This window comes from Buttiauxella sp. WJP83 (assembly GCF_027594725.1).
Classification (GTDB): domain Bacteria; phylum Pseudomonadota; class Gammaproteobacteria; order Enterobacterales; family Enterobacteriaceae; genus Buttiauxella; species Buttiauxella selenatireducens.
In genome coordinates this window covers 218,401-242,201 of record NZ_CP110080.1, presented here as the reverse complement: position 1 = coordinate 242,201, position 23,801 = coordinate 218,401, and the positions used below count along the sequence as shown (strand labels likewise).

Sequence of the window (23,801 nt, the reverse complement as noted above, 5' to 3'; positions counted from 1 at the left end):
GCCTCTTATTTGTTCTTATTGCACATCGGGAAGCCAAGCGCTTCACGAGAAGCGTAATAGGCTTCGGCCACGGCTTTGGTCAGTGTACGAATACGCAGAATGTAGCGCTGACGTTCGGTAACCGAGATGGCCTTACGGGCATCAAGCAGGTTAAAGCTGTGCGCGGCTTTCAGAATGCGTTCGTAAGCAGGCAGCGGCAGTGGGTTTTCCAGCGCCAGCAGATGCTGCGCTTCTTTCTCGTACTGCTCGAAGCAGGAGAACAGGAAGTCCACATCAGCGTGTTCGAAGTTGTAAGTCGATTGCTCAACTTCGTTCTGGTGGAAGACGTCGCCATAAGTGGTTTTACCCAGCGGGCCGTCGCTCCAGACCAGATCGTAAACGCTGTCTACGCCCTGGATGTACATCGCCAGGCGCTCTAAACCGTAAGTGATTTCACCGGTAACAGGCTTACATTCCAGGCCGCCAACTTGCTGGAAGTAAGTGAACTGAGTCACTTCCATGCCGTTGAGCCACACTTCCCAGCCCAGACCCCAGGCACCCAGCGTTGGGTTTTCCCAGTTGTCTTCTACGAAGCGAATGTCATGAATCGTTGGGTCCATACCCAGCTCTTTAAGCGACCCAAGGTACAACTCCTGAATGTTATCCGGAGAAGGCTTGATCACCACCTGGAACTGATAGTAGTGCTGTAAGCGGTTCGGGTTTTCACCGTAGCGGCCATCGGTAGGACGGCGAGATGGCTGCACATATGCAGTTGCCATCGGCTCTGGCCCTAAAGCCCGCAGGCATGTCATTGGGTGAGAGGTGCCGGCGCCGACTTCCATGTCCAAAGGTTGAACAATGGTGCAGCCCTGGCGAGCCCAGTAGTCCTGTAAAGTCAGGATCAGGCCTTGAAAGGTCTTGGTATCAAACTTTTGCATGTTGATTTCGCACGCGTTCGAGAGGGTTGAAAAGAGAAGCGGTCAGTATACCTTTTGATGGGAAGATATACAGCCCGAATCCACGTGCTGTTTGCCCTGTGTTGCGGCTTTATGACGATGAAAGGTGCAAAAATTGACCGCTTTCGTCGAATGAGCAAGTAAATGCTTCCCGGCGCGTCGTGCTGCCAAGGATCTCATAACTTCCCTGATACTGCTTAAAATCCACCACGCTGATGCGTTGGGATTGGGTGTTGTAACGGTGCGCCGCCTCCTGCTTGCAGGTTTCAATCATCGTTACGCCCTCAATTGCGGGGTGTTGTGCGACTTGCGCATACTGTGTTTGCTGCTCTTGCGAACTACAAGCACTCAATAACAAAGCGGCAATTGCTAGCGCCCAGCGGCATTTTTTTATTTTTGGCATCATCATTCGTTAACTGTACGTTAAAATCGTTATTGTTATTCAATAAGTAACAGGTATTCCGCATTCTGCAAACCCTTGCTGCGCCTGACAAGTGCGCCGTTGCAAACTCAGATTAATACCTGTTTAGCCCTCAGAGGAACGAATGGAGCAGAAAATTAACTGGATTGATAACTTACGCGGGATTGCGTGCCTGATGGTTGTGATGATTCATACCACAACCTGGTACATCACCAACGCGAATATTGTCACGCCATTTAGTTGGGATTTATCAAACGTGCTGAATTCGGCCTCTCGCGTAAGCGTTCCGCTGTTTTTCATGATTTCAGGCTATCTATTTTTCGGGGAGCGCAGCGCGCAGCAGCGTCATTTTTTACGCATCGCCACATGCTTGTTTTTTTATAGTGTGGTCGCGCTCATCTACATCAAGGTACTGACGCCCATCAACGCGGGGCTTTCGTTGCGCTATATCCTGCAAAAACCGGTGTTTTATCACCTGTGGTTTTTCTTTGCGATCATAGTGATTTACCTGCTTTCACCGCTGATTCAGGTGAAGAAAGTTAACGCGACGGTGATTCTGGGGCTGATGGTATTACTTGGCGTGATCGCCAATCCTAATACCGTGCCGCAAACGCTGGATGGCGTGAAATGGCTGCCGATTAATTTATACATTCGCGGTGATACGTTTTATTACGTGCTTTACGGTTTGTTAGGTCGCGCAATTGGCATGTTGGAAACGGATAAACGCTGGATTAGCGGATTGGCGGCAGGTCTGTTTGCGTTGTGTATTTTTTCGATTTCGACTGGCACGCGCCACCAACTGGAAGTGAACGGTAATTTTGCCGACACATTCTATGTTTATTGCGGGCCTCTGGTGTTTATCGCCGCCATTAGCCTGCTGGTACTCGTCAAAAATTGCCTGAATGGCCGCCCGTTGCCGGGGCTGACGTTAATCTCGCAGCACTCACTGGGGATTTACGGGTTCCATGCCCTGATCATCCACTTCTTGCGCACCCATGGATACCAAATCACAAGCTCTCCCGTGCTCGATATCATGTGGATTTTCGGCGCAACGCTTGCGGGGAGCTTGCTGCTTTCCATGGCGTTGCAGCGCATCGATACCCGAAAAATGGTGAGTTAAACGTTACGGGCACGGGCGCGGTGTAACTGGCGGGGAGACGAAAAACCCGCCGCCACTGCCGCCTGCTCCATGCGTTGTCCCTGCAACAAACGCTGTTCGGCAACCGCGAGGCGCAGTTGCTCCAGATAATCCCGCACTGAAATCCCCAAATGCTGCTGAAAAAGGCGCGATAAATGGCGTGAACTGACATGCACTTTGTCAGCGATAGCCTGCACATCCCACGCAAATTCAGGATTCCCCGACAGCAAATCCTGGGCACGATGCACCGCTGGATGAATGTGATTGCGATAGCGCAGCCACGGTGATAATTGCGGGTCATCCCCAGACCGGCGAAACCACACCACCATTTCACGCGCCACATCTAACGCCGCTTTTGGCCCGCAATAACGGTTAATCAAATGAAGCGATAAATCGATACCAGAGGTAATCCCCGCGCTGGTCCAGATGCCACGGTCTTCAACAAAAATACGGTTTTCCTTCACCTGCGCACTCGGTGCCGCTGCGCGCAACCGGAGCAGAACATCGTGATGCGTGGTGCATTGCACGCCACTCATCAGCCCGGCTTTCGCCGCCAGCAGCGCCCCCGAACAGACGCACATCAAATTGAGTTGTTGGCCGTGAATTTGCGGTTGAAGGCGCGTCAGCCAGCGGCGCACCTGTTCAGCCTGCGGCGTATCAAAGTAGCGGTTTGAATCACACACGCCCGGCAACACCAGCAGGCTACCGGACGGGAAGTTTTCTGGTAGCGGTTCGATACCCGAAAAATGAAGCCCGATAGACGTCGTCACTTGTGGGTCCGGGCCGATGAAATGCAGATGAAAAGCATCGCCTGCCAGCGCCAGCGTTTCCGCAGGGCCAGTCAAATCGAGCGACAATACACCGGGCAAAACAACGAACCAGACCCCAATACTCACGATAATGACTCCAGGCATTCGGCAACGGTTTGGATTTGTGCAAAGCGCCCTGCCAGCACCGTTTCGGTTCGATGGCGGAGGGTTGCAGTATCCAGCGTAACCCCTTTCCAGCTCATCGGGAAGGTGAGCATCGCGTCACTGACAAATGAAACGCGATAACCCAAATCGGATGCCACCCGCGCGGTGGTTTCGCAACATTGTTCGGTACGAATCCCACAAATAATCAAATGGTTAATGTCACGCTGACGCAGCCAAAGATCGAGACCGGTATCTGTAAAGGCGTTGTGGACATGTTTCTGGAATACGACATCAGCACGATGCTGCAAAAAAGGCATCGCTTTCACGTAGCCGGAAGCCAGTGAAAACGGGCCTGAATCACTCACATGGAAGATATCCACCAGCGGAATGTTCAAATCCTGACAGCCGGAAATGAGTTGTGAAATCGCCTGCTGAAATGCCGGGAAATCATCCTCCTGCCAAAAATCACGATGAAAAAACGATTGCTGTGTGTCGATATTAATCAAAGCGGAACGTGACATTTTCGGACTCCTCATCAGTGAACAGGACTCCATTGTGACGAGAGTTTGACGCACTGCTAATACCAAAAACGGACAAGATAAGGGTGAATGTGGACGTGTTAACCAACAAAAATGTAGCTCGAAGTATGACGGGCATAATTTATGTTACTCTCCAGAAAGTTACCCTTCGGAGACAATCATGACAAGCAAGGCAGCCCGCCCAACGATAAGCGACGTCGCGAAAGCGGCAAAGACCGGAAAAACCAGTGTTTCCCGCTATCTTAACGGCGAGCAAAACGTGCTGTCTGACGATTTGCGCTTGCGCATTGAAACCGCAATTGCTGAGCTCGACTACCGCCCAAGCCAAATGGCACGCGGCCTGAAACGTGGACGTACGCGTTTAATTGGCCTGATCATTGCGGATATCACCAACCCCTACTCTGTCGATGTACTCAGTGGCATCGAAGCGGCATGTCGGGAAAAAGGCTTTACGCCGCTGGTCTGTAACACCAACAACGAAGTGGATCAGGAGCTGCATTACCTGGATTTGCTGCGCAGTTATCAGGTGGAAGGGATTGTGGTGAACGCGGTGGGCATGCGCGAAGAAGGGTTAAATCGCCTGCAACAATCCGCACTCCCCATGGTACTAATTGACCGAAAAATCCCCGATTTTGCCTGCGACGTGGTGGGTCTGGATAACACGCAAGCCGCAACCACCGCAACGGAACACCTTGTCGAACAAGGGTTTGAAGCGATTCTGTTTCTCAGCGAACCGCTCGGCACCGTCAACACGCGCCGGGAACGCCTGAATGCATTCCACGCCACGCTCAAGCGCTACCCAGGGATTGTCGCCGAAAACGCGGAAGTGCCTTTGCACGAAGCCGACATGATGGACAACACGCTGCGGCAGTTCCATTCCGGCCATCGTGGCATGCGCAAAGCCGTCATCTCCGCCAATGGCGCACTCACGCTCCAGGTTGCCCGATCAATGCGACGCATTGGTCTGAATTGGGGTAGCGATATTGGCCTGTTAGGGTTCGATGAACTCGAATGGGCAGAGCTTGCCGGTGTGGGTATCACCACGCTCAAACAACCGACCTGGCAGATTGGCTACGCCGCTCTTGAACAAGTTGTTAAGCGCATTGAAGGCGGCAGCGACCACGTCTATGAGCAGGTATTCTCAGGTGAGTTAATCGTTCGCGGTTCTACCGTCCGATAATTCCCGTCCTAATTCAAGCCGCATCTTTGTTGGCTGCACTCACTCGCCCAAATCACTTACTTTAGTAAGCTCATTGGGACTCGTTCCTTTGCCGCCGCAATGCGGCCCGAATGACTTTGGGAGTTTGTTCGTGATAGCGATCATAAATCAGGCATCCCTGGCTTTTCTTTGGAACCGGTTCCATCTAGCGTAATAGGCACCATTACGACGCCGGAAGAAGTTAATGCCGAGAAAAATTATTGTTGTCACTGCCGCTTACGGGCATGAACGTATTGCCGCGCTGGGTGGCCAACACGCACTGCTGCCTTTTATCGCCAATGCCGGTGCTGACGGGGTGGAAATCCGCCGCGAATTATTTAACGCCGTACAGCTTGATGCCTTGCCAGAGCTGGCGCAGCAAATCGCTGAACACCATCTACAGGCCTGCTATTCCGCACCGGAGCCGCTGTTTGTGGAAAACGGCAAACTGAATCCCCTGATCCCTTCATTGCTGCTCGAAGCCCATCAGCTCAATGCCAGCTGGCTTAAACTTTCTCTCGGCCACTATCGTAGCAGCCAGCAATTTCCTCTTTTACAGCAGTGGCTTGCTCAAAGCGATGTGCCACTGGTGGTGGAAAACGACCAGACAAATTACGGCAAACTCGCCCCGATGCAGCGCTTCCAGGCGGCCTGCAACGTGTTGAACCTTCCCGTCACGCTCACTTTTGATATGGCGAACTGGCTGTGGGTAGACGAATCGCCAGAAGCCGCAGCCCGCGTGCTTGCGCCATCTGTCAGCTATATCCATGTTAAAGCCGCTGTTGCACACCATTATCACTACCGCGCCATCGCGCTGGATGAGGCGGAACCACGCTGGCTGGAATTACTGAAAAACCTGCCAGCCGACGCGCCACGCGGGATTGAATTTCCGCTGGAAGGCCGTGACCTGACCGCGGTCACCCGCCACTACGTCAACTTATTACGCGAGGAGTAAGCGATGTCGAAACAACTTGATGTGATAACCATTGGTGAAGCGATGGCGATGTTTGTCGCCAGCCAAACCGGTGACCTTGCCGCCGCAGAGCAGTTTGTCAAACGCGTGGCTGGCGCTGAACTGAACGTCGCCACCGGTCTTGCACGTCTTGGGCTGAAAGTGGGTTGGGTTAGCCGCGTGGGTAACGACTCATTTGGCCGCTATGTGCAACAACAGTTGGCGAAAGAGCAAATCGATGACCGTGGCGTCACCATCGACGAACGTTATGCCACTGGCTTCCAGCTCAAATCTAAAGCCGAAAATGGAACCGATCCCATTGTGGAATATTTCCGTAAAGGATCGGCCGCCAGCCATCTATCCATTGCCGATTTCAATGAAGAGTACTTCTGTTCCGCACGCCATTTGCATTTAAGCGGTGTGGCGGCAGCGCTTTCCGACAGCTCTTTCGAACTGCTAAATCACGCCGCACGGGTAATGAAACAAAAAGGCAAAACGATTTCTTTCGACCCTAATCTGCGTCCGGTGTTGTGGAAAAGCGAAGCAGAAATGGTGAAGCAGTTGAATACGCTCGCTTTCCAGGCCGATTGGGTTCTGCCCGGTTTGAGCGAAGGTGCATTGCTGACAGGGCAAAAAACCCCAGAAGCCATTGCTGATTTTTATCTGGATCACGGTGTGAAAACCGTGGTGTTGAAAACAGGAGCTGACGGTGCATGGTTCAAAACTGCCGACGGTGAAAAAGGCGCTATGAACGCCGTGAAAGTGGAAAACGTTATCGACACCGTCGGTGCCGGAGACGGCTTTGCGGTGGGCGTAATAAGTGCCCTGCTCGAAGGAAAATCTTTACCTCAGGCCGTTAGCCGCGGTAATAAAATCGGCTCACTGGCGATACAAGTCATCGGCGATAGCGAAGGGTTACCTACCCGAGCAGCGCTTGGCGAATAAAATTAATTTGCATCGGCTGTGCCCTACACTCAGCACGATGCGACTCTCCTCAACATAGAGGCTAGCCTATGAAAACCCATACTATTGCGCCAAAACGTTGGTGGTACATCATGCCAATCGTGTTCATCACGTACAGCCTGGCGTATCTCGATCGTGCCAACTTTAGTTTTGCCTCCGCCGCAGGTATTAATGACGACCTGGGCATCACCAAAGGGATCTCGTCGTTGCTTGGGGCATTGTTTTTCCTGGGGTATTTCTTCTTCCAGATCCCTGGTGCGATGTATGCCGAACGTCGAAGCGTGCGCAAACTTATCTTCGTCTGCCTGATTTTGTGGGGCGGCTGCGCGTCGTTAACTGGCATGGTCAGCAATATTCCAGCACTGGCTGCCATTCGCTTTATCCTCGGCGTGGTGGAAGCCGCCGTGATGCCAGCGATGCTGATTTACATCAGCAACTGGTTCACTAAATCCGAGCGTTCAAGAGCTAACACCTTCTTAATCCTCGGTAATCCGGTCACGGTACTGTGGATGTCGGTGGTTTCAGGTTACCTGATTCAGGCATTCGGCTGGCGCGAAATGTTTATCTTCGAAGGCATTCCAGCGGTTATCTGGGCCTTTGCCTGGTGGGTACTGGTAAAAGATAAACCTGCGCAGGTTGGCTGGTTGTCTGAAGACGAAAAAGCCGCGTTGCAGGCCCAGCTCGAAAAAGAGCAGCAAGGAATTAAAGCGGTGCGTAACTACAGCGAAGCATTCCGCTCGCGCAATGTTGTGCTGCTGTGTATGCAATATTTCTGCTGGAGCATCGGCGTATATGGCTTCGTTTTATGGTTGCCCTCTATCATCCGTGGCGCTGGGGCGGCTGGCATGGGAATGGTGGAAGTCGGTTGGCTGTCATCGGTTCCGTATCTGGCAGCCACTATCGCGATGATTGTGGTGTCCTGGGCCTCAGACAAAATGCAGAACCGTAAGCTGTTCGTCTGGCCTCTGCTGCTGATTGGTGCCATGGCATTCCTCGGCTCCTGGCTGGTCGGCGCTGACCATTTCTGGGTTTCCTACACCCTGCTCGTGATTGCCGGTGCCGCAATGTACGCCCCTTACGGTCCGTTCTTTGCAATTATCCCCGAAATGCTGCCCCGCAACGTCGCCGGTGGCGCAATGGCATTAATTAACAGCATGGGTGCATTGGGTTCCTTTGTTGGCTCCTGGTTTGTTGGCTACCTGAACGGCGCAACAGGCAGCCCATCCGCTTCCTACGTTTTTATGGGGGTAGCATTGCTCGCCTCTGTGTGGCTAACTCTGATCGTAAAACCGGCGATAAACCAGCACGTTCCGGTGGGAGCACACCACGCCTAATCTCGAGTCAGGCGGCCGTTATGCCGCCTGACTGTTACTGTTTTTAACTGCTTATCGGAGAACGCCATGAAGCCGCCCGTCATCCTCTACAAAACCCTACCTGACGACCTGCTTGCCCGTCTTGAAAGCCACTTTACCGTCACTCAGTTGAAAGATTTAAGCCCGGAGACCATCAGGCAAAATGCGCAGACATTTGCCGAAGCGGAAGGAATTCTGGGTTCCAGCGAGAAAGTCGATAAAGCGTTTCTGGAACACACACCGAAACTGCGCGCCGCCTCTACCGTTTCCGTGGGTTACGACAACTTTGATGTTGATGCACTCACTCAACGCCAGATTGTGCTGATGCACACGCCAACGGTCCTGACTGAAACCGTCGCTGATACCATGATGACGCTGGTGCTGGCGACAGCTCGCCGGGCAGTGGAAGTGGCAGAACGAGTGAAGATTGGCGAGTGGAAAGGCAGCATCGGAGCGGATTGGTTTGGTATCGATGTGCACCATAAAACGTTAGGTATTCTGGGTATGGGCCGCATTGGTCTGGCGCTGGCACAACGCGCACACTTCGGCTTCAACATGCCAATCTTGTATAACGCCCGTCGCCATCACCAGGAAGCGGAAGATCGCTTTAACGCCCGCTATTGCGACCTGGATACCCTGCTGGCCGAATCTGATTTCGTCTGTATTTCTCTTCCGTTGACCGATGAAACGCATCATCTGATTGGCGCAGAGCAACTGGCAAAAATGAAGTCTTCTGCCATTTTAATCAATGCCGGACGCGGCCCTGTTGTTGATGAAAAAGCGTTAATTCAGGCACTGGAAGACGGCACCATTCACGCCGCGGGTCTGGATGTCTTTGAGAAAGAACCGCTACCGGTTGACTCGCCGCTTCTCAGTCTGCCGAATGTCGTGGCACTGCCGCATATTGGTTCTGCAACACACGAAACCCGCTACAACATGGCCGCCTGCGCGGTAGATAATTTGATTGCTGCGCTGAGTGGAAAAGTGAAAGAGAATTGCGTGAACCCGCAGGTATTGAAGTAAGTCTTAAAGCCTGCGGGGAAAAATATCTGGAGGGGCTTCGCAAAAAACTTAACAGGCGGAAGGCATTGACGCTTTCCGCCCTGGTACACCGCAGAACGATTAGAAATCGGTCTTAGAGAAACCGGTCATCTCTTCGAGGTCCATCTCACGGCCTAACGCCGTCATCGGATGGACAATAACCAGACCGCGCACCGCTTTTTTCAGCTTGCCCATGTCGGCCTGTTCTTTCTTGGTAATTGGGCGCTTGTACGGCAGTGCCATCAGCTTTTGCGCTTCTTTGCTCAGCTTCTGGTTGCGCACCGCTTGCAGGCGAACAATCTCGATTTCCAGCTTCGCTTTCTCTTTTTCCAGCTCAACATACTTCTCAGCGTCATTGATCAGATGCAATTCAGGCATCTCGTGACGGATAGCGTCGAGACGATCGCTCAGGCGTTTGATTTCTGCTTTTTCGATTTCTTTCATTTTTGATTAACCGTGAATAACTTTCATTGCTGGCAAGGATACACCATTCGGCGTAAGAGGGCGAAAAGGGACTGCTATCGAGATGGCTTCTGGAAGGCTTTTTTTAAGCTGATCCGTGAGATCAGCTCGGTCAGGGAAAGCACCATCGTTGAACGAACGATTTGCTGATAACGCTGTTTTTGCATGATGAACAGCTCAGGATCGCTGCCATCAACAAACTTTGGCGTCGGCGGTAGCGCTGAAACGCAATGCAATTCACCAAATGGGCCAAGCATCTCATCGTCGGTAAACGTGTAGTCGTTGCCGTCGTGATTGAGTTCTTCACGCAGGGCCATCAACAGCTCGCAATCTTCGTATTCCGTACGATTGAGTACGCCAAGACCGTAAATAAGTTTGAGACGGACGGAAAGGTCACCTAATGGGCCATCACCATCCAGTAACGGCTCAACGGCATATTTCACCGCATAGTCGTCTTTACGGAATACCTGAAGCACCAGGATATTAACCGCTTCGGTGAGAAGCTCAACAGCGGCAATGAGCAGGCTGCGTACGGTTTTGCCAGCATTAAGACGCTCAAGCACACGGTTTTCAAAGGCCTGGGTTTCTTCCATCGTTGCCTACATCACTAAAAGTATTATTGGGTGCAGCGTCGACTGCTACTGCACCCGCTTTACATCACTATTTGCCGTTATAGGCATTCACTGCTTGTGCGACAACATCGCTATTTGCATCAAGGCCAGATATTTCAGCAAGCGTAGCCTGTGGGCCTTTTTCAGCCAGCAACTGCTCCAGTTCCTGCGCTTGCGGATCTTGCTCGCTGCGATAATGCATCGCCGCCGCAATCCCTTTGACCAGGTTCAGGTGCGGTAAACCGTATTCGATAGTGCCCAACAACGGTTTAATCAGACGGTCGCCCGCACTTAATTTACGCAAAGGTTGGCGACCCACGCGTTCCACATCATCTTTCAGATATGGGTTTTCGAAACGACCCAGGATTTTCTGGATATACGCCGCATGTTTGTCGGCGTCAAAGCCATAGCGTTTGATCAACACCGCGCCGCTTTCGTCCATCGCCCCTTTCACCACAGCCCGGATTTTCTCATCCAGAATCGCATCGCGAATGGTCTGATGGCCCGCAAGCTGACCAAGGTACGCGGTTATAGCATGACCGGTATTCAGCGTGAAGAGCTTACGTTCAACAAACGCCATTAGATTATCAGTAAGTTCCATGCCAGGAATGTTCGGCAGGTCACCTTTGAACTGAGTTTTATCAACAATCCACTCGCTGAATGTTTCAACGGTAACTTCAAGCGGATCGTTAGTAGCAGATTCTGAAGGAGGGACAATGCGGTCAACGGCGGAATCCACGAAACCAACGTGCTGCTCAACCCAAGCCTGATCATCCTCAGAAAGCGCCTTCATGACATGGGCTTTAAGCTGGCTGGTGCCACGCACCATGTTCTCACACGCGATAATATTCAGAGATTTTTCATTGCCATTGGTACGACGCAAAACCAGACCTTTTGCCACAGCTGGCGCGATACGCTCCAGAACGACAGGCCCGACAGCCGTAGTGACCAGGTCAACCTCGGCAATCAGCGTGACAACGTCGTCGCCGATGCTGCTGACGGCATTCACATTAGAAACGGTATCGATTTGCTTTTGCTCACCTACCACATGAACCTGGTAGCTATGACGCTCGTTCAGCGCATCCAGTACGGTTTGATTGACGTCCGCAAAGGTCAGTTGGATACCGGCATCTGCCAACAGTTTACCGATAAAGCCACGTCCGATATTACCTGCGCCAAAATGTAATGCTTTCATGTCGTTTACCTTCTTAAATTTGAATCACCCGAGAGGGTTAGGGTGAGGAGGCTTGTGGTACTGACCACCCTCACCCTAACCCTCTCCCTGAGGGAGAGGGGATTATTCGTTTTTCACCCTCTCCTGCGAAAGGGGACTTGCTTTACTCCCTCTCCTGGGGGAGAGGGCCGGGGTGAGGGCGACCGAAGCCACCCGCACCACTCCTTACTTCTTACCTGCCAGCAGGTCGAGCACTTCCTGAACACTGGTCGTATTCGCCAGACGCTCAATCACTGACTCATCATCCAGCGCGTTGGTCAGGCTGGTGATAACCTGGATGTGTTCGTTATTACGAGCGGCAATACCGATAACCAGACGGGCAATATCATCAGACTCTTCACCGAAGTGAACACCGTGTGGATACTGGCAGAATACAACGCCGGTTTTCAGTACACGGTCTTTCGCTTCAACCGTACCGTGTGGAACCGCGATACCTTCGCCCAGATAGGTTGGGGTCAGTTTTTCACGTTCAAACATCGCATCCACATACTCAGGCTGCACGTAACCCCCGTTCACCAACTGCTCACCGGCAAAGCGAATCGCTTCTTCTTTTGTCGCAGCAGTCAAGCCGAGGAACACGTTACCTGCGCCCAGACGGAACAGCCCTTCTTCGCTTGGGACGAAGCTGTCTTCCAGGCTCGTCATGACCTTCACTTCTTTCTCACTCAGGTTATGAGAAGCCACCAGACGCTCGGTCAGGTTGGCGTACAGGCTGCTGTCGAGGAAGTTAGTCAGGGAAATATGCTGTGCCTGTGGAACCTGGCGCATCGCACGTTCTGTCAGGTCACGGTGCGTAATCACCAGGTCGACATCATCCGGCAAGCTGTTGATTGCACAGTTAGTTACGGAGATATTCTTCAGGCCTGCGTCGTTAACTTTCTTACGCAGCACGCCAGCACCCATTGCACTTGAACCCATACCAGCATCACACGCAACGATGATTTTGCGTACGTGGCTCAGGTCGTTAGACAGACCCGCACCGACCGCCAGTGGCGCAGCGCCGCCTTTGGATTCCGCTTTCATCTCAGCCATACGGCGAGCCGCTGCTTCGATATCGTCTTCTTCTTTCACTTTGCTGGTTTTCAGCAGAATCGCTGAAACCACGAAGGAAACCGCCGTTGCCGCCACAATCGCTGCAATGTTTGCGAAGTAAGCACCTTTTGGCGTCATCGCCAGAACCGCCAGGATGGAACCCGGAGATGCCGGAGAAACCAGGCCGCCGTTCAGGATAGTCAGAGTGAACACACCAGTCATACCGCCGAGGATTACGGCCAGGATCAGACGTGGGTTCATCAGAACATACGGGAAGTAAATTTCGTGGATACCGCCCAGGAAGTGGATGATTGCCGCGCCGCCCGCAGACTGCTTAGCATTACCGCGACCGAAGAACATGTACGCCATCAGCACGCCCATACCCGGACCTGGGTTTGCTTCAATCAGGAAGAAGATTGATTTGCCCAGTTCGTGGGATTGCTGAATACCCAGCGGTGAGAAGATACCGTGGTTGATTGCGTTGTTCAGGAACAGGATTTTCGCCGGTTCTACGAAGATAGATGCCAGCGGCAGCATGTCATGGACAACCATGAAGTTAACGCCCGCCGCCAGAACTTTGGACAGGACTTCAACCGCAGGGCCGATACCCATGAACGCCAGAATCGCCAGGATCATACCGATGATGCCAGCGGAGAAGTTGTTCACCAGCATTTCAAAGCCGGATTTGATTTTGCCATCGACCCATGCGTCGAAATGTTTAATTGCCCAGCCACCCAGAGGACCTGCAATCATCGCACCGAGGAACATCGGCATATCCGCACCGACGATAACACCCATGGTAGTAATGGCACCGACCACACCACCACGGTCACCACCAATTAAGCGACCACCGGTATAACCGATGAGCAGCGGCAGCAGATAGGTAATCATCGGGCCGACCAGTTTCGCCAGCGTCTCGTTTGGCAGCCATCCGGTTGGAATAAACAAAGCGGTGATAATACCCCAGGCGATAAATGCGCCGATGTTTGGCATTACCATGTTACTCAGGAAGCGACCAAAGCTTTGCACTCTGATCTTGATATCGGATGACATACGCACACCCCTTATTGTGTTCACGTGCTGGAAAAGCAGCCCGAGGATTATTGTTAATGTGGTGGCAAGCAGTGCTGCCAGATGCTCTAAGTGAAGCGAATCTGGCACGTGATCGTAAAGCTGTCCAGTGCACGGGGTTTTATGTGACACAGATCACTAAATGTGGGGTATGGCGAACCGTGATCAGGCGATCCTGATCACATTATTGGTGTGTAAAAAAAAGACAGTCGTGGTTTTTTGCCCATGATTGACGCTTGTGTGTGACTAAAATCACATTTTCATCTCATCACTTTGTTATTTATATGTGACCAAGCTCACAAAGTATTTTACGTCTATTTTCCCGTTTGTGATCCAGGGACATCCAGGCCTGCTTGTGCATTTCGTTTTGTCAGAAAATTACAGCGCAGCGGCAGGCGACGAAATGCGACGTAACTCACTCTTTAAAGCCAGGCCATCAGACTCATCCGATCAAAAATCAAATAATAAACTCACTTGATTATTATCAATTCACCCAATTTTCATGGTTTATCTTTTATACAAAGCGTGTAACAAAGTGCTCTTTACCTAAGAGATACGAGCATGGATTTACTCATCCGCTTCCCCTGGATTGCGTTTGTCGCCGCATTGTTATTCTTTGTGTTGTGGCGAATTCACCCGAAACGCGCCTCGTTTATTGCGGCCCTGGCATGGCTTATCTATGGCATTTATGAATTCACTATTTTCTTCCGTTTAACCTGTGACAGCACCTGCATCCGCGTTGACCTGCTGGTTCTCTACCCGCTACTGCTGCTCATTTCTCTATGGGCATTTATTGCCGCGCTATGCTTTAGAAAATCCTGACTTTTTTAAGCGCACTACCTTTTCAGGCATCCTGATCCATACTTAGATTTTGTTAATTAAAAATGGACGATGTAATGAAACTGATTGGTAATTACACCAGCCCGTATGTGCGCAAAATCTCTGTCATCCTGCTGGAAAAAGGCATCATATTTGAGTTTGTTAACGACAACCCGTGGGTAACAGAAAGCATCACTCCGCATTACAACCCTTTGGGTAAAGTACCCGCGTTAATCACCGACGACGGCGAGTACTGGTTCGACTCCCCTATTATTGCGGAGTATCTCGAACTTTTGGATATTGCCCCTGCCTTCATCCCGCGTGACCCTCACGCCGCGTTGCAAATGCGCCAAATGGAAGCCCTTGCCGACGGCATTATGGACGCAGCGCTGGTTTCCGTACGCGAGCGCCAACGCCCTGTTGAGCAGCAATCAGAAGTCGAACTGCTCCGCCAGCGTGAGAAAATCAGCCGTAGCCTGACGATGCTTGAACAATACGCTGCAGATAAGAAACTGAACGCGGAAAACATTTGCGTCGCGACAATCGCCGTAGCATGCGCAGTGGGTTATCTCAATTTCCGCCGCGTTTCTCCCGGCTGGTGTGTTGACCGCCCGCATCTGGTGAAACTGGTAGAAAAACTATTCGAACGTGAAAGTTTTGCCCGCACCGAACCGCCAACGGCATAAGTTTGCCATTAATATAACCTCCTGGCTGTACGGCGAGGAGGTTGGATATTAAATATCCCCTCTCAAATTCCCCGCATTAATAAAAAGTCAGATTTCGGACATTTTATAAAAAAACATCACCCTTTGCTTTTTAACAGAGTAAAAAAGGAATTAAATAATCTGAGAAAAAACTATTAAAGGATCAACTATTATGGCAAATAATATTTATCTCTCTTTAACCGGAGAACAGCAAGGCTTGATATCAGGCGGCTGTTCTTCTTATGATTCAATCGGCAATGCTTATCAGGCATCCCATCGCGATCAAATACTGATTTACGAGCTTTCTCATGCTATTTCCCGTGAACAAAACGTTAATCATCAATCGATAACGTTCAAAAAACCGATCGATAAATCATCTCCATTATTAGCTTCTGCCATATCCAACAATGAGAAACTGGAGGCAATATTTGAAGCGTACAGAACAGATAGATCTGGTATTCAAACTCTGTTTTATCGTATTAAATTAATTAAGGCGACCATTGGCGATATCAGTTTCGTTTCTCCAAATTCATTGACTCACAACGACGCCCAACCTATAGAGACTATTTCTTTAAGATATGAAAGCATAACCTGGGAACATGTTTTAGCGGGGACATCCAGTTATAGCCTATGGGAAGACAGGATATTTTAATATGGACGTTTTATTTAGCAGTGAAGCAGACAAAACAAATGATTATTATCTCGTTATGGGTGGGCTTGAAGCAAGAATGCTAAAAGAAAGTGCATTAACCGCTTCACAACTCATCAATAATAATAGATTACGAATAGATTTTATAAATAACATTACTGTTTTTATTGAAAATAAAATGGAGATATTAAGTGGTAGCTATCCTGAAACCAGCAAAAAAGAGGCCATGACTCACCTGAAAGAAGAGCGATCTTACCTTATCCATCAGGAAAATCTCATCAGGCAAAAGAAAGTCTCACAGAATATAACAATAGAAATTAAACAAGAAAATAATTTCTGGTCATATGTTGTTAAAGGGGCTTTTATTCTTGGTGGTGTTGGCCAAGTTCTGGCGGGTCTGGGAATGGTAGGAGCAGGATTGACATCCTGTGCAACCTTAGTCGGTTGTGTCGTCGGGGTTGCGTCAATGACAGCCGGACTGGTTCTTGCAATACATGGGATAAATTCTATCGCGGAAAATTCAATGTCATTATTCCGTAACGATCCGAATTATAAGTGGTTTGTGAGCGAATGGTATGAGAAAGGTGCCGTTGCACTGGGATACACAAAAGCACATGGCGATCTGGTCTATGCCGGCGTTGATATTGCTCTTTCTGGATATGGCTTGCTTAAAAATGTCCTCAAACCCGACGCCTGGAGGCTGTTTCACTATCTTAATAATGATTTTTTGAGAGGCTATCAAACTATGACTCGTCCCGCATTGTATTTGGAGGTTTTCGTGGACGGCAAGACTGCTTTATCCGCTTCAAATACGGCAAAGTCAATGTAAATATAAGAGGCACAAATAATCACCCGTTCGATTATTTGTGCCTTTTGTTTTCATCTTTTGATGGACTAATAAAAGCATGTACAAACAGAAAAATGGTGGCAATACTTCGCACAATCGTATTACCTTCGACCCATGGATTTACGACAGTAAATAATACACTGACTCCCTTTTCCAGTATACTGAAGTGGATTACACCAAAAAAAGAGGTGACTAACAGAAAGATAAGGAATTTTATCGAATTAAGCTTTCGGCCAGAAAAAAGGTGCTTTAATTTAATGACAACAAACAACCCAGAAAGTGAAAAAATTAAATAGCATGCTGCGACAATATATTCACTCATCGCTTTCGGCCTCTTTATATTTACGTTTTAGCACTTTCACAAGTTTGTGACATTTGAACATATAATTAACAGAATACATTCTATATGCAACAAAAATTATGAATGCATATATTGTGAATAAAATAAAACCAATTGCAGCATCATTTTCTGATGAGAATATTGGTATACAACATAAAGCACTAACAATAAATAAAGTAATTACGAAAGGTTTAAAATGGCGTGCAAACTCGCGCAAAACCCACTCCAGGGTTGCTGGATACTTTTCAGCGGTAAGCAGTAATTTGCCTATTTCCTTTTTTGTAAAGCCATTCTCATTCATCAGCTTTATTAATTGTTCTTCATCCATGTGAACCTCAAATATATAAACACCAGTCCAATAATTCTACGCGCCTTTCCCCTTTAATAGAAATAGTCGATATCGTAAAAACAGATGCCAATAAAATAAACTCACATTAAATATGTCAGGTTAGCCTCACCGCACCGAACCGCCAGCAGCATGATCTCTCGCCATGACAGGGGGCCCGCTCCCCCTGTAAACTATCGCGAAATTTCACCACTCTGCGGCCTGTTATGACACCCCATCGCACCTTGTACAGCCATCTTCCGGCGATCGACAAATTGTTACGTGACGCCTCATTCAACGCCTTGCTGCACAAATTCGGCCACACTCAGGTGGTCAATACCCTGCGTGAGATGCTGGAAATAGCGCGCGAACACATCCGTACGCAGGAAACTCTGCCATCCTGGAATAACGATTGGGCTGCACAGGTGCAGATACGGCTGGAATCCCACCAGCGCAGCGCGCTGCTGCCGGTGTTTAACCTGACTGGCACCGTACTGCACACGAACCTCGGGCGGGCGTTGCAGTCGCAAGCGGCGATTGAAGCCGTCACTCAGGTCATGCGCCATCCCGTAACGTTGGAATATGACTTACATGGTGCGGAACGTGGGCATCGTGATAAAGCGCTGGCCTCCCTGCTTTGTGAGCTGACCGGTGCTGAAGATGCCTGCATCGTCAATAACAACGCGGCGGCAGTACTGTTGATGCTGGCGGCCTGTGCCAATGGTCAAGAAGTGGTGGTATCACGTGGTGAACTGGTGGAAATCGGCGGGGCATTCCGTATCCCGGACGTGATGCGTCAGGCGGGCTGCCAATTAGTTGAAGTCGGCACCACCAACCGCACGCACCTGAAAGATTACCGCCAGGCCGCCGGTGAAAACACGGCGCTATTGATGAAAGTCCACACCAGCAATTACCAGGTTGCAGGCTTCACCAAAGCGGTCGACGAAGCCGAGCTGGTCACGCTTGGCAATGAGTTGAATATTCCGGTCGTAACAGACCTCGGCAGCGGCTCGCTGGTTGATCTTAGCCAGTGGGGATTGCCGGAAGAGCCGATGCCGCAGCAACTGATTGCGGCAGGCGTGAGCCTGGTGAGTTTCTCCGGCGATAAACTTCTCGGTGGGCCACAAGCAGGCATTATCGTGGGCAAAAAAGAGCTGATTGCCCGTATTCAGCAGCATCCGCTCAAACGGGCGTTGCGCGCTGACAAAATGACACTCGCCGCACTGGAAGCCACACTGCGTCTGTATCAACATCCCGAAACACTGGTCGAAAGATTACCGACATTGCGCCTGCTGACCCGCAATGCAGCTGACATCTCCGCGCAAGCCCATCGCCTGTTACCTGCGCTGCAGGAAAAATATGGTACGCAGTTTACGGTGCAGGTCGAAGATTGTTTATCGCAAATTGGCAGCGGCTCGCTGCCGGTTGACCGCTTACCCAGCGCGGCGCTGACTTTCAAGCCAAAAGATGGGCGCGGCACCACGTTAAGTATGCTGGTAGAAAGCCTGCGCGATTCATCCACGCCGATAATTGGTCGCATCAGCGATGGGCGTTTATGGCTGGATTTGCGCTGTCTGGAAGATGAAGCGAGTTTCATGGAGAGCCTGAACTGATGATTATTGCTACCGCCGGGCACGTTGACCACGGCAAAACGACACTGCTGCAAGCCATAACCGGCGTAAACGCTGACCGTTTGCCGGAAGAAAAAAAACGCGGCATGACCATCGATCTCGGTTACGCCTACTGGCCGCAACCGGATGGTCGCATTCCCGGTTTTATCGATGTGCCAGGCCATGAAAAATTCCTCGCCAATATGCTGGCTGGCGTAGGCGGTATCGACCATGCGCTGTTAGTGGTCGCTTGCGATGACGGTGTGATGGCGCAAACCCGCGAGCACCTCGCCATTCTGCAATTAACCGGGAAACCTTCACTGACCGTGGCGTTAACCAAAGCTGACCGCGTCAGTGCTGCGCGTATTGATGAGGTACGCGAAGCGGTGATGGGCACCCTCAGCGAATTCGGTTGGCAAGACGCGACGGTATTTGTTACCGCGGCCACCAGCGGTATCGGTATTGACGAACTACGTGAGCACTTACTTACATTGCCAGAGCGCGCACACCCGCGTCAGCATCGTTTTCGCCTCGCCATTGACCGTGCTTTTACCGTAAAAGGTTCAGGCCTGGTAGTGACCGGCACTGCGTTAAGTGGCGAAGTGAATGTGGGTGATTCGTTATGGCTGACGGGTGCTGATAAACCGATGCGTGTGCGCGGTCTGCACGCGCAAAACAGCAAAACGGATACCGCCTGTGCCGGGCAGCGTATTGCACTCAACATTAGCGGTGATGCCGAAAAAATGGATATCAAACGTGGCGACTGGTTACTGGCGGAAAAACCCCTCCAGCCCGTTGAGCGCGTGATTGTTCAATTGCAAAGCCATGCACCGCTGCAACAATGGCAACCGCTGCATATTCACACCGCCGCAAGCCACGTCACCGGGCGTATTTCGCTGCTGGAAGACGACCTCGCCGAACTGGTATTCGATGCCCCGCTGTGGCTTGCCGACAACGACCGTCTGGTGCTGCGCGATATCAGTGCACGGGTCACGCTGGGTGGAGCGCGAGCCATACTCTTGCACGCACCGCGCCGGGGTAAACGCCAGCCGGCATTTTTGGCATGGTTGCAGCAGCTTAAACTCGCTGAAAATGATCAACAGGCGCTCGATATTCACTTACAGCGCAGTGCCGTCACGCTCACTGACTTCGCCTGGGCACGGCAATTGACCGCTCAGGGTTTGCAAGAATTGCTGGCCGACACCGACTCTCTGCGCGCGGGCAACAATCTGCTCAGCGACGAAATGGCGGCGCGCTGGAAACAGAAATTGCTCGACACACTCGAGCGTTATCATCAGCAGCATGACGACCAACCCGGCCCTGGCCGCGAGCGCCTGCGTCGCATGGCGTTGCCAGGTGAAGACGAGCCGTTGGTTCTGGCGTTAATAGAAAAAATGCGTCAGGAAGGGTTGCTCGCGAGCCGCCAGGGTTGGCTACATCTGCCCGACCACAAACCGGGTTTTTCTGTCGAGCAACAGGAAATCTGGCAAAAAGTCGATGCGCTGTTTGGTGATGAGCCGTGGTGGGTACGCGATTTGGCGCGAGAAACGCAGCAAGATGAACAGGCAATGCGCCAGTTGCTGCGCTTTGCTGCACAGCTTGGGCTGGTCACGGCGATCATAAAAGATCGTTATTATCGAAATGATCGGATTCAGGTTTTCGCCAATTTGATCCGTGAATTAGATCAAACACAAGGCGCCACCAGTGCAGCGGATTTCCGCGATTCCCTGGGCGTGGGGCGTAAACTCGCGGTACAAATTCTTGAATACTTTGACCGCATTGGTTTTACCCGCCGTCGGGGTAATGACCATCTGCTGCGAGATAAAGCGTTGTTTATGGTTGAGTAGTAAGAGCTAACAGGGGTGCGATTGCACCCCTGATTCGTTTTCCAACCCGTCAGAACAGCCCTAACGGCTTATCGGAATAACTCACCAGCAAACATTTCGTTTGCTGGTAATGCTCCAGCATCATTTTATGCGTTTCGCGCCCAATACCCGATTGTTTGTAGCCGCCAAATGCGGCATGCGCCGGATAAGCGTGATAGCAGTTCGTCCACACGCGACCCGCCTGGATGCCACGGCCCATTTTGTACGCCAGATTACCGTTACGGCTCCAGACGCCCGCACCCAGCCCATATTCCGTATCGTTCGCCAGCTCAAGCGCCTCTTCCATGGTTTTGAAGGTCGTCACCGCAAGTACAGGGCCGAAGATCTCTTCCTGGAAAACACGCATGTTATTTTTACCAAACAGAATCGTCGGCTCAAGGTAATAACCGGCTTTCAGGTCACCTTCCAGCGCTTTACGACGCCCGCCGGTGAGCACATCTGCGCCCTCTTTTTTGCCGATATCAATGTAGTTCAGGATAGTTTCCATCTGCCCTTGTGAAACCTGCGCCCCCATTTGTGTCCGGGAGTCCAACGGGTTGCCGCTGCGGATAGATTCCACGCGGCGAATCGCACGTTCCATAAAACGTTCGTAAATGGATTCCTGCACCAGCGCGCGGCTCGGGCAAGTACACACTTCGCCCTGGTTAAAGGCAAATAGCGCGAAACCTTCCAGCGCCTTGTCGAAGAATGCGTCCTCTTCGTCCATCACATCAGCAAAGAAGATGTTCGGGGATTTACCGCCCAACTCCAGCGTCACCGGAATAATATTCTGGGTCGCGTACTGCATGATCTGTTGGCCGACTTCAGTGGAGCCGGTGAACGCCACTTTGGCGATGCGTTTTGACGTTGCCAGGTATTCACCAATTTCACCACCTGCACCATTCACCACGTTGATGACGCCCGGCGGTAGTAAATCTCCCACCAGCTCCATCAACAACAATACGGAAAGCGGGGTAAGACGCGCCGGTTTCAGCACGATGCAGTTACCTGCCGCCAGCGCCGGAGCCATTTTCCAGCTCGCCATCAGCAGCGGGAAGTTCCACGGAATAATCTGCGCCACCACGCCAAGCGGTTCGTGGAAGTGATACGCCACGGTATCGCCATCAACTTCACTGATCCCGCCTTCTTGTGCACGAATACAGGATGCAAAATAGCGGAAATGGTCGATAGCTAATGGTACGTCAGCACCGCTGGTTTCGCGGATCGGCTTGCCGTTATCCCAGGTTTCCGCCGCCGCGAGCAACTCGATGTTTTGCTCCATACGATCGGCAATTTTAAACAGAATATTGGCGCGTTCCTGAACGGACATTCCGCCCCAACCTGCTTTTGCTTCATGCGCCGCATCCAACGCTAAATCGATATCGCCTTTGCTGGAACTGGCAATCTCACACAGCGGTTGGCCCGTCACCGGCGTCAGGTTTTCGTAGTATTGTCCTTCGACCGGTGGAACCCACTGGCCACCGATAAAGTTGTCGTAACGCGGTTTAAGTTTGAGCGGAAAACCATACTCGCCGGGGATGATTCGGGTATCTGGAGGATTATTTGTCATGTGTTTCTCCTTGTCGGTTTGCACACTCAAGCGTAGTCGCCAGTGGTGGTTTCTTCGCCAATGTTTGAAGGCTTTACGACACAGGTCACGGATTAATCATCGAATGATTCGGAGTAATCAACCAGCAGGCAGAATGATTTGAGACATACTTAATGATTCCCTTTTTTCCATTTATCCATTTATTAGACCCTAAAGATTTCGAGGTGCAGGAAGGCAGCAAACGAGTAAATCCCGATGAGCTTACTGGAGTAAGTGATTCGGGTGAGCGAGTGCCGCTAACGCACCTGCAACTTGAAAGATTATGGGTATAAGAGGAATGCTGATGCGCCTGTTTATTGGCTTCGATGTAGGCGGTACCCATGTTAAGCACGGTTTGTTCACAGAAGAAGGGGAGGTTCTGATTGCCGAAGAATATGACACGCACTATGACAAGCAGCTGTTTCTTGATGCCTGGCAAAGTGTGGTAGCAGGCTATCGGCAGCATAATGAAATTGCCGGTATAGCCATCAGTTTCCCCGGATACATCAACCCTCATACCGGAAATGTCCCCAAGGCTGGCGCGCTCGAGTTTCTTGATGGCAGCAATCTGCTGGAGATTTTCGGCGCATTAACTGACCTTCCAATTACCGTTGAAAATGATGCCAACTGCGCCGCACTCGGTGAAATGTGGCTGGGCGCAGGTAATGAATATGAGTCACTGGTCTGCATCACCATTGGCACCGGTATTGGCGGCGGTATTATCGTAAACCGCGAATTAATGCGGGGTTCGCACTTCCGCGCGGGCGAATTTGGTGTGCTGCCGGTGGGCAAATATGGCGAAGACATGCACAAACTGGCTTCAGCTAAAGGGCTGATGGACGCATGCCGCCGCGAAATGAACATCCCCGCCGAAGAGAAAATTCGCGGCCAGGATATTTTTGCCCGCGCCGAAACAGACCTGCATATTCAGGGCGTTATCGACAACTGGGTGAAATACCTGGCGCGTGGAATTTATAGCGTGGTATCGCTGTTTGACCCGCAAGCTATTTTGCTCGGCGGTGGCGTCAGCACCCAGCCAATGCTGTACCCGATGCTGGAGCGTCATCTCGAAGGGTTTAAATTCTGGGATGTGCTGAAAGTCCCGATTCGCCCCTGCAAGCTGGGCAATAAAGCAGGAATGCTAGGCGCGGTGTGGCTGGCGAAGCAGCTGTAATATGATTGCCTCTTTTT

General features: G+C 51.1%; 22 protein-coding genes and 1 pseudogene. 13 read left to right on the top strand and 10 right to left on the bottom strand.

Features of this window, described 5'->3' with window-relative positions; genetic code table 11:
* Positions 1-5: 5 nt before the first annotated feature.
* Together glyQ and OH773_RS01055 are read right to left on the bottom strand one after the other, a co-directional pair.
* Positions 6-917, bottom strand: a complete 912-nt coding sequence (gene glyQ, locus OH773_RS01060; protein ID WP_034460421.1) for a glycine--tRNA ligase subunit alpha — start codon at positions 915-917, stop codon at positions 6-8.
* Between the two features lie 109 nt (positions 918-1,026).
* Positions 1,027-1,344, bottom strand: a complete 318-nt coding sequence (locus OH773_RS01055) for a YsaB family lipoprotein (protein ID WP_442865636.1) — start codon at positions 1,342-1,344, stop codon at positions 1,027-1,029.
* Between the two features lie 136 nt (positions 1,345-1,480).
* Here OH773_RS01055 and OH773_RS01050 point away from each other — a divergent pair, with 136 nt between their 5' ends.
* Positions 1,481-2,476 (top strand): acyltransferase, encoded by a 996-nt coding sequence (locus OH773_RS01050; RefSeq protein WP_270142257.1) that lies wholly within the window; start codon positions 1,481-1,483, stop codon positions 2,474-2,476.
* Here OH773_RS01050 and OH773_RS01045 read toward each other — a convergent pair.
* Both OH773_RS01045 and OH773_RS01040 read right to left on the bottom strand, forming a co-directional pair.
* Positions 2,473-3,390, bottom strand: coding sequence for a GlxA family transcriptional regulator (locus tag OH773_RS01045; protein ID WP_270142255.1), 918 nt, complete (start codon positions 3,388-3,390; stop codon positions 2,473-2,475). The genes OH773_RS01050 and OH773_RS01045 overlap by 4 nt on opposite strands.
* Positions 3,387-3,929, bottom strand: a complete 543-nt coding sequence (locus OH773_RS01040; protein WP_270142253.1) for an isochorismatase family protein — start codon at positions 3,927-3,929, stop codon at positions 3,387-3,389. Before OH773_RS01040 ends, OH773_RS01045 begins: the two co-directional genes overlap by 4 nt.
* Positions 3,930-4,107: 178 nt before the next feature.
* On the opposite strand from OH773_RS01040, the gene OH773_RS01035 reads away from it, so the two are divergent.
* The 5 genes from OH773_RS01035 (at position 4,108) to ghrB (ending at position 9,435) form a co-directional block, all read left to right on the top strand.
* Positions 4,108-5,127 carry a LacI family DNA-binding transcriptional regulator gene (locus OH773_RS01035; protein ID WP_270142251.1) on the top strand — a complete coding sequence of 340 codons (1,020 nt, stop codon included), beginning with the start codon at positions 4,108-4,110 and terminating at the stop codon, positions 5,125-5,127.
* 223 nt (positions 5,128-5,350) lie between these two features.
* A complete protein-coding gene (locus OH773_RS01030; protein WP_270142249.1) occupies positions 5,351-6,100 on the top strand; it encodes a sugar phosphate isomerase/epimerase family protein in 750 nt (249 codons plus the stop codon).
* A gap of 3 nt (positions 6,101-6,103) precedes the next feature.
* Positions 6,104-7,042 (top strand): sugar kinase, encoded by a 939-nt coding sequence (locus tag OH773_RS01025; RefSeq protein WP_270142247.1) that lies wholly within the window; start codon positions 6,104-6,106, stop codon positions 7,040-7,042.
* Between the two features lie 68 nt (positions 7,043-7,110).
* Positions 7,111-8,394 (top strand): MFS transporter, encoded by a 1,284-nt coding sequence (locus tag OH773_RS01020; protein ID WP_183272235.1) that lies wholly within the window; start codon positions 7,111-7,113, stop codon positions 8,392-8,394.
* A 66-nt stretch (positions 8,395-8,460) separates the two neighbouring features.
* Positions 8,461-9,435, top strand: coding sequence for a glyoxylate/hydroxypyruvate reductase GhrB (gene ghrB, locus OH773_RS01015; RefSeq protein ID WP_270142244.1), 975 nt, complete (start codon positions 8,461-8,463; stop codon positions 9,433-9,435).
* A gap of 99 nt (positions 9,436-9,534) precedes the next feature.
* Here ghrB and OH773_RS01010 read toward each other — a convergent pair whose 3' ends face one another.
* The 4 genes and pseudogenes from OH773_RS01010 to OH773_RS00995 all read right to left on the bottom strand — a co-directional run bounded on the left by OH773_RS01010 (position 9,535) and on the right by OH773_RS00995 (position 13,845).
* A complete protein-coding gene (locus OH773_RS01010; protein WP_270142242.1) occupies positions 9,535-9,897 on the bottom strand; it encodes a YibL family ribosome-associated protein in 363 nt (120 codons plus the stop codon).
* Positions 9,898-9,971: 74 nt separating this feature from the next.
* Positions 9,972-10,539: pseudogene (locus tag OH773_RS01005) on the bottom strand (MltR family transcriptional regulator); the annotation flags it as partial.
* 36 nt (positions 10,540-10,575) lie between these two features.
* Positions 10,576-11,721 (bottom strand): mannitol-1-phosphate 5-dehydrogenase, encoded by a 1,146-nt coding sequence (gene mtlD / locus OH773_RS01000; protein ID WP_270142240.1) that lies wholly within the window; start codon positions 11,719-11,721, stop codon positions 10,576-10,578.
* A 204-nt stretch (positions 11,722-11,925) separates the two neighbouring features.
* Positions 11,926-13,845, bottom strand: a complete 1,920-nt coding sequence (locus OH773_RS00995; protein ID WP_183272229.1) for a PTS mannitol transporter subunit IICBA — start codon at positions 13,843-13,845, stop codon at positions 11,926-11,928.
* Positions 13,846-14,424: 579 nt separating this feature from the next.
* On the opposite strand from OH773_RS00995, the gene OH773_RS00990 reads away from it, so the two are divergent.
* The 4 genes from OH773_RS00990 (at position 14,425) to OH773_RS00975 (ending at position 16,864) form a co-directional block, all read left to right on the top strand.
* Entirely contained in the window at positions 14,425-14,685 is a 261-nt protein-coding gene (locus OH773_RS00990; RefSeq protein ID WP_270142238.1) for a hypothetical protein, read from the top strand.
* Between the two features lie 74 nt (positions 14,686-14,759).
* Positions 14,760-15,368, top strand: a complete 609-nt coding sequence (locus OH773_RS00985) for a glutathione S-transferase (RefSeq protein WP_270142235.1) — start codon at positions 14,760-14,762, stop codon at positions 15,366-15,368.
* Positions 15,369-15,558: 190 nt separating this feature from the next.
* Complete coding sequence (locus OH773_RS00980) at positions 15,559-16,038, top strand: Hcp family type VI secretion system effector (RefSeq protein WP_270142233.1); 480 nt, start codon at positions 15,559-15,561, stop codon at positions 16,036-16,038.
* A 1-nt stretch (position 16,039) separates the two neighbouring features.
* Positions 16,040-16,864, top strand: a complete 825-nt coding sequence (locus OH773_RS00975) for a DUF4225 domain-containing protein (protein WP_270142231.1) — start codon at positions 16,040-16,042, stop codon at positions 16,862-16,864.
* Between the two features lie 332 nt (positions 16,865-17,196).
* On the opposite strand, the gene OH773_RS00970 is transcribed toward OH773_RS00975, so the two are convergent.
* On the bottom strand, positions 17,197-17,550 hold the full coding sequence (locus tag OH773_RS00970) for a hypothetical protein (RefSeq protein ID WP_270142229.1): 354 nt from the start codon (positions 17,548-17,550) through the stop codon (positions 17,197-17,199).
* Positions 17,551-17,774: 224 nt separating this feature from the next.
* On the opposite strand from OH773_RS00970, the gene selA reads away from it, so the two are divergent.
* Both selA and selB read left to right on the top strand, forming a co-directional pair.
* Complete coding sequence (gene selA, locus OH773_RS00965) at positions 17,775-19,160, top strand: L-seryl-tRNA(Sec) selenium transferase (protein ID WP_270142227.1); 1,386 nt, start codon at positions 17,775-17,777, stop codon at positions 19,158-19,160.
* A complete protein-coding gene (gene selB, locus OH773_RS00960; RefSeq protein WP_270142225.1) occupies positions 19,160-21,004 on the top strand; it encodes a selenocysteine-specific translation elongation factor in 1,845 nt (614 codons plus the stop codon). The genes selA and selB overlap by 1 nt, the downstream gene beginning before the upstream one ends.
* Positions 21,005-21,053: 49 nt before the next feature.
* Here the strand turns inward: selB and exaC are convergent, their stop codons facing one another.
* Positions 21,054-22,592, bottom strand: a complete 1,539-nt coding sequence (gene exaC / locus OH773_RS00955; RefSeq protein ID WP_183272220.1) for an acetaldehyde dehydrogenase ExaC — start codon at positions 22,590-22,592, stop codon at positions 21,054-21,056.
* A 322-nt stretch (positions 22,593-22,914) separates the two neighbouring features.
* Here exaC and OH773_RS00950 point away from each other — a divergent pair, with 322 nt between their 5' ends.
* Positions 22,915-23,784, top strand: a complete 870-nt coding sequence (locus OH773_RS00950; protein ID WP_270142223.1) for an ROK family protein — start codon at positions 22,915-22,917, stop codon at positions 23,782-23,784.
* Positions 23,785-23,801 lie beyond the last annotated feature (17 nt).

Bases quoted from the DNA above. Each gene is read 5' to 3' on its own strand.
- glyQ (WP_034460421.1), bottom strand. From the start codon at position 917: ATGCAAAAGTTTGATACCAAGACCTTTCAAGGCCTGATCCTGACTTTA.
- OH773_RS01055 (WP_442865636.1), bottom strand. From the start codon at position 1,344: ATGATGATGCCAAAAATAAAAAAATGCCGCTGGGCGCTAGCAATTGCC.
- OH773_RS01050 (WP_270142257.1), top strand. From the start codon at position 1,481: ATGGAGCAGAAAATTAACTGGATTGATAACTTACGCGGGATTGCGTGC.
- OH773_RS01040 (WP_270142253.1), bottom strand. From the start codon at position 3,929: ATGTCACGTTCCGCTTTGATTAATATCGACACACAGCAATCGTTTTTT.
- OH773_RS01035 (WP_270142251.1), top strand. From the start codon at position 4,108: ATGACAAGCAAGGCAGCCCGCCCAACGATAAGCGACGTCGCGAAAGCG.
- OH773_RS01030 (WP_270142249.1), top strand. From the start codon at position 5,351: ATGCCGAGAAAAATTATTGTTGTCACTGCCGCTTACGGGCATGAACGT.
- OH773_RS01025 (WP_270142247.1), top strand. From the start codon at position 6,104: ATGTCGAAACAACTTGATGTGATAACCATTGGTGAAGCGATGGCGATG.
- OH773_RS01020 (WP_183272235.1), top strand. From the start codon at position 7,111: ATGAAAACCCATACTATTGCGCCAAAACGTTGGTGGTACATCATGCCA.
- ghrB (WP_270142244.1), top strand. From the start codon at position 8,461: ATGAAGCCGCCCGTCATCCTCTACAAAACCCTACCTGACGACCTGCTT.
- OH773_RS01010 (WP_270142242.1), bottom strand. From the start codon at position 9,897: ATGAAAGAAATCGAAAAAGCAGAAATCAAACGCCTGAGCGATCGTCTC.
- mtlD (WP_270142240.1), bottom strand. From the start codon at position 11,721: ATGAAAGCATTACATTTTGGCGCAGGTAATATCGGACGTGGCTTTATC.
- OH773_RS00995 (WP_183272229.1), bottom strand. From the start codon at position 13,845: ATGTCATCCGATATCAAGATCAGAGTGCAAAGCTTTGGTCGCTTCCTG.
- OH773_RS00990 (WP_270142238.1), top strand. From the start codon at position 14,425: ATGGATTTACTCATCCGCTTCCCCTGGATTGCGTTTGTCGCCGCATTG.
- OH773_RS00985 (WP_270142235.1), top strand. From the start codon at position 14,760: ATGAAACTGATTGGTAATTACACCAGCCCGTATGTGCGCAAAATCTCT.
- OH773_RS00980 (WP_270142233.1), top strand. From the start codon at position 15,559: ATGGCAAATAATATTTATCTCTCTTTAACCGGAGAACAGCAAGGCTTG.
- OH773_RS00975 (WP_270142231.1), top strand. From the start codon at position 16,040: ATGGACGTTTTATTTAGCAGTGAAGCAGACAAAACAAATGATTATTAT.
- OH773_RS00970 (WP_270142229.1), bottom strand. From the start codon at position 17,550: ATGGATGAAGAACAATTAATAAAGCTGATGAATGAGAATGGCTTTACA.
- selA (WP_270142227.1), top strand. From the start codon at position 17,775: ATGACACCCCATCGCACCTTGTACAGCCATCTTCCGGCGATCGACAAA.
- selB (WP_270142225.1), top strand. From the start codon at position 19,160: ATGATTATTGCTACCGCCGGGCACGTTGACCACGGCAAAACGACACTG.
- exaC (WP_183272220.1), bottom strand. From the start codon at position 22,592: ATGACAAATAATCCTCCAGATACCCGAATCATCCCCGGCGAGTATGGT.
- OH773_RS00950 (WP_270142223.1), top strand. From the start codon at position 22,915: ATGCGCCTGTTTATTGGCTTCGATGTAGGCGGTACCCATGTTAAGCAC.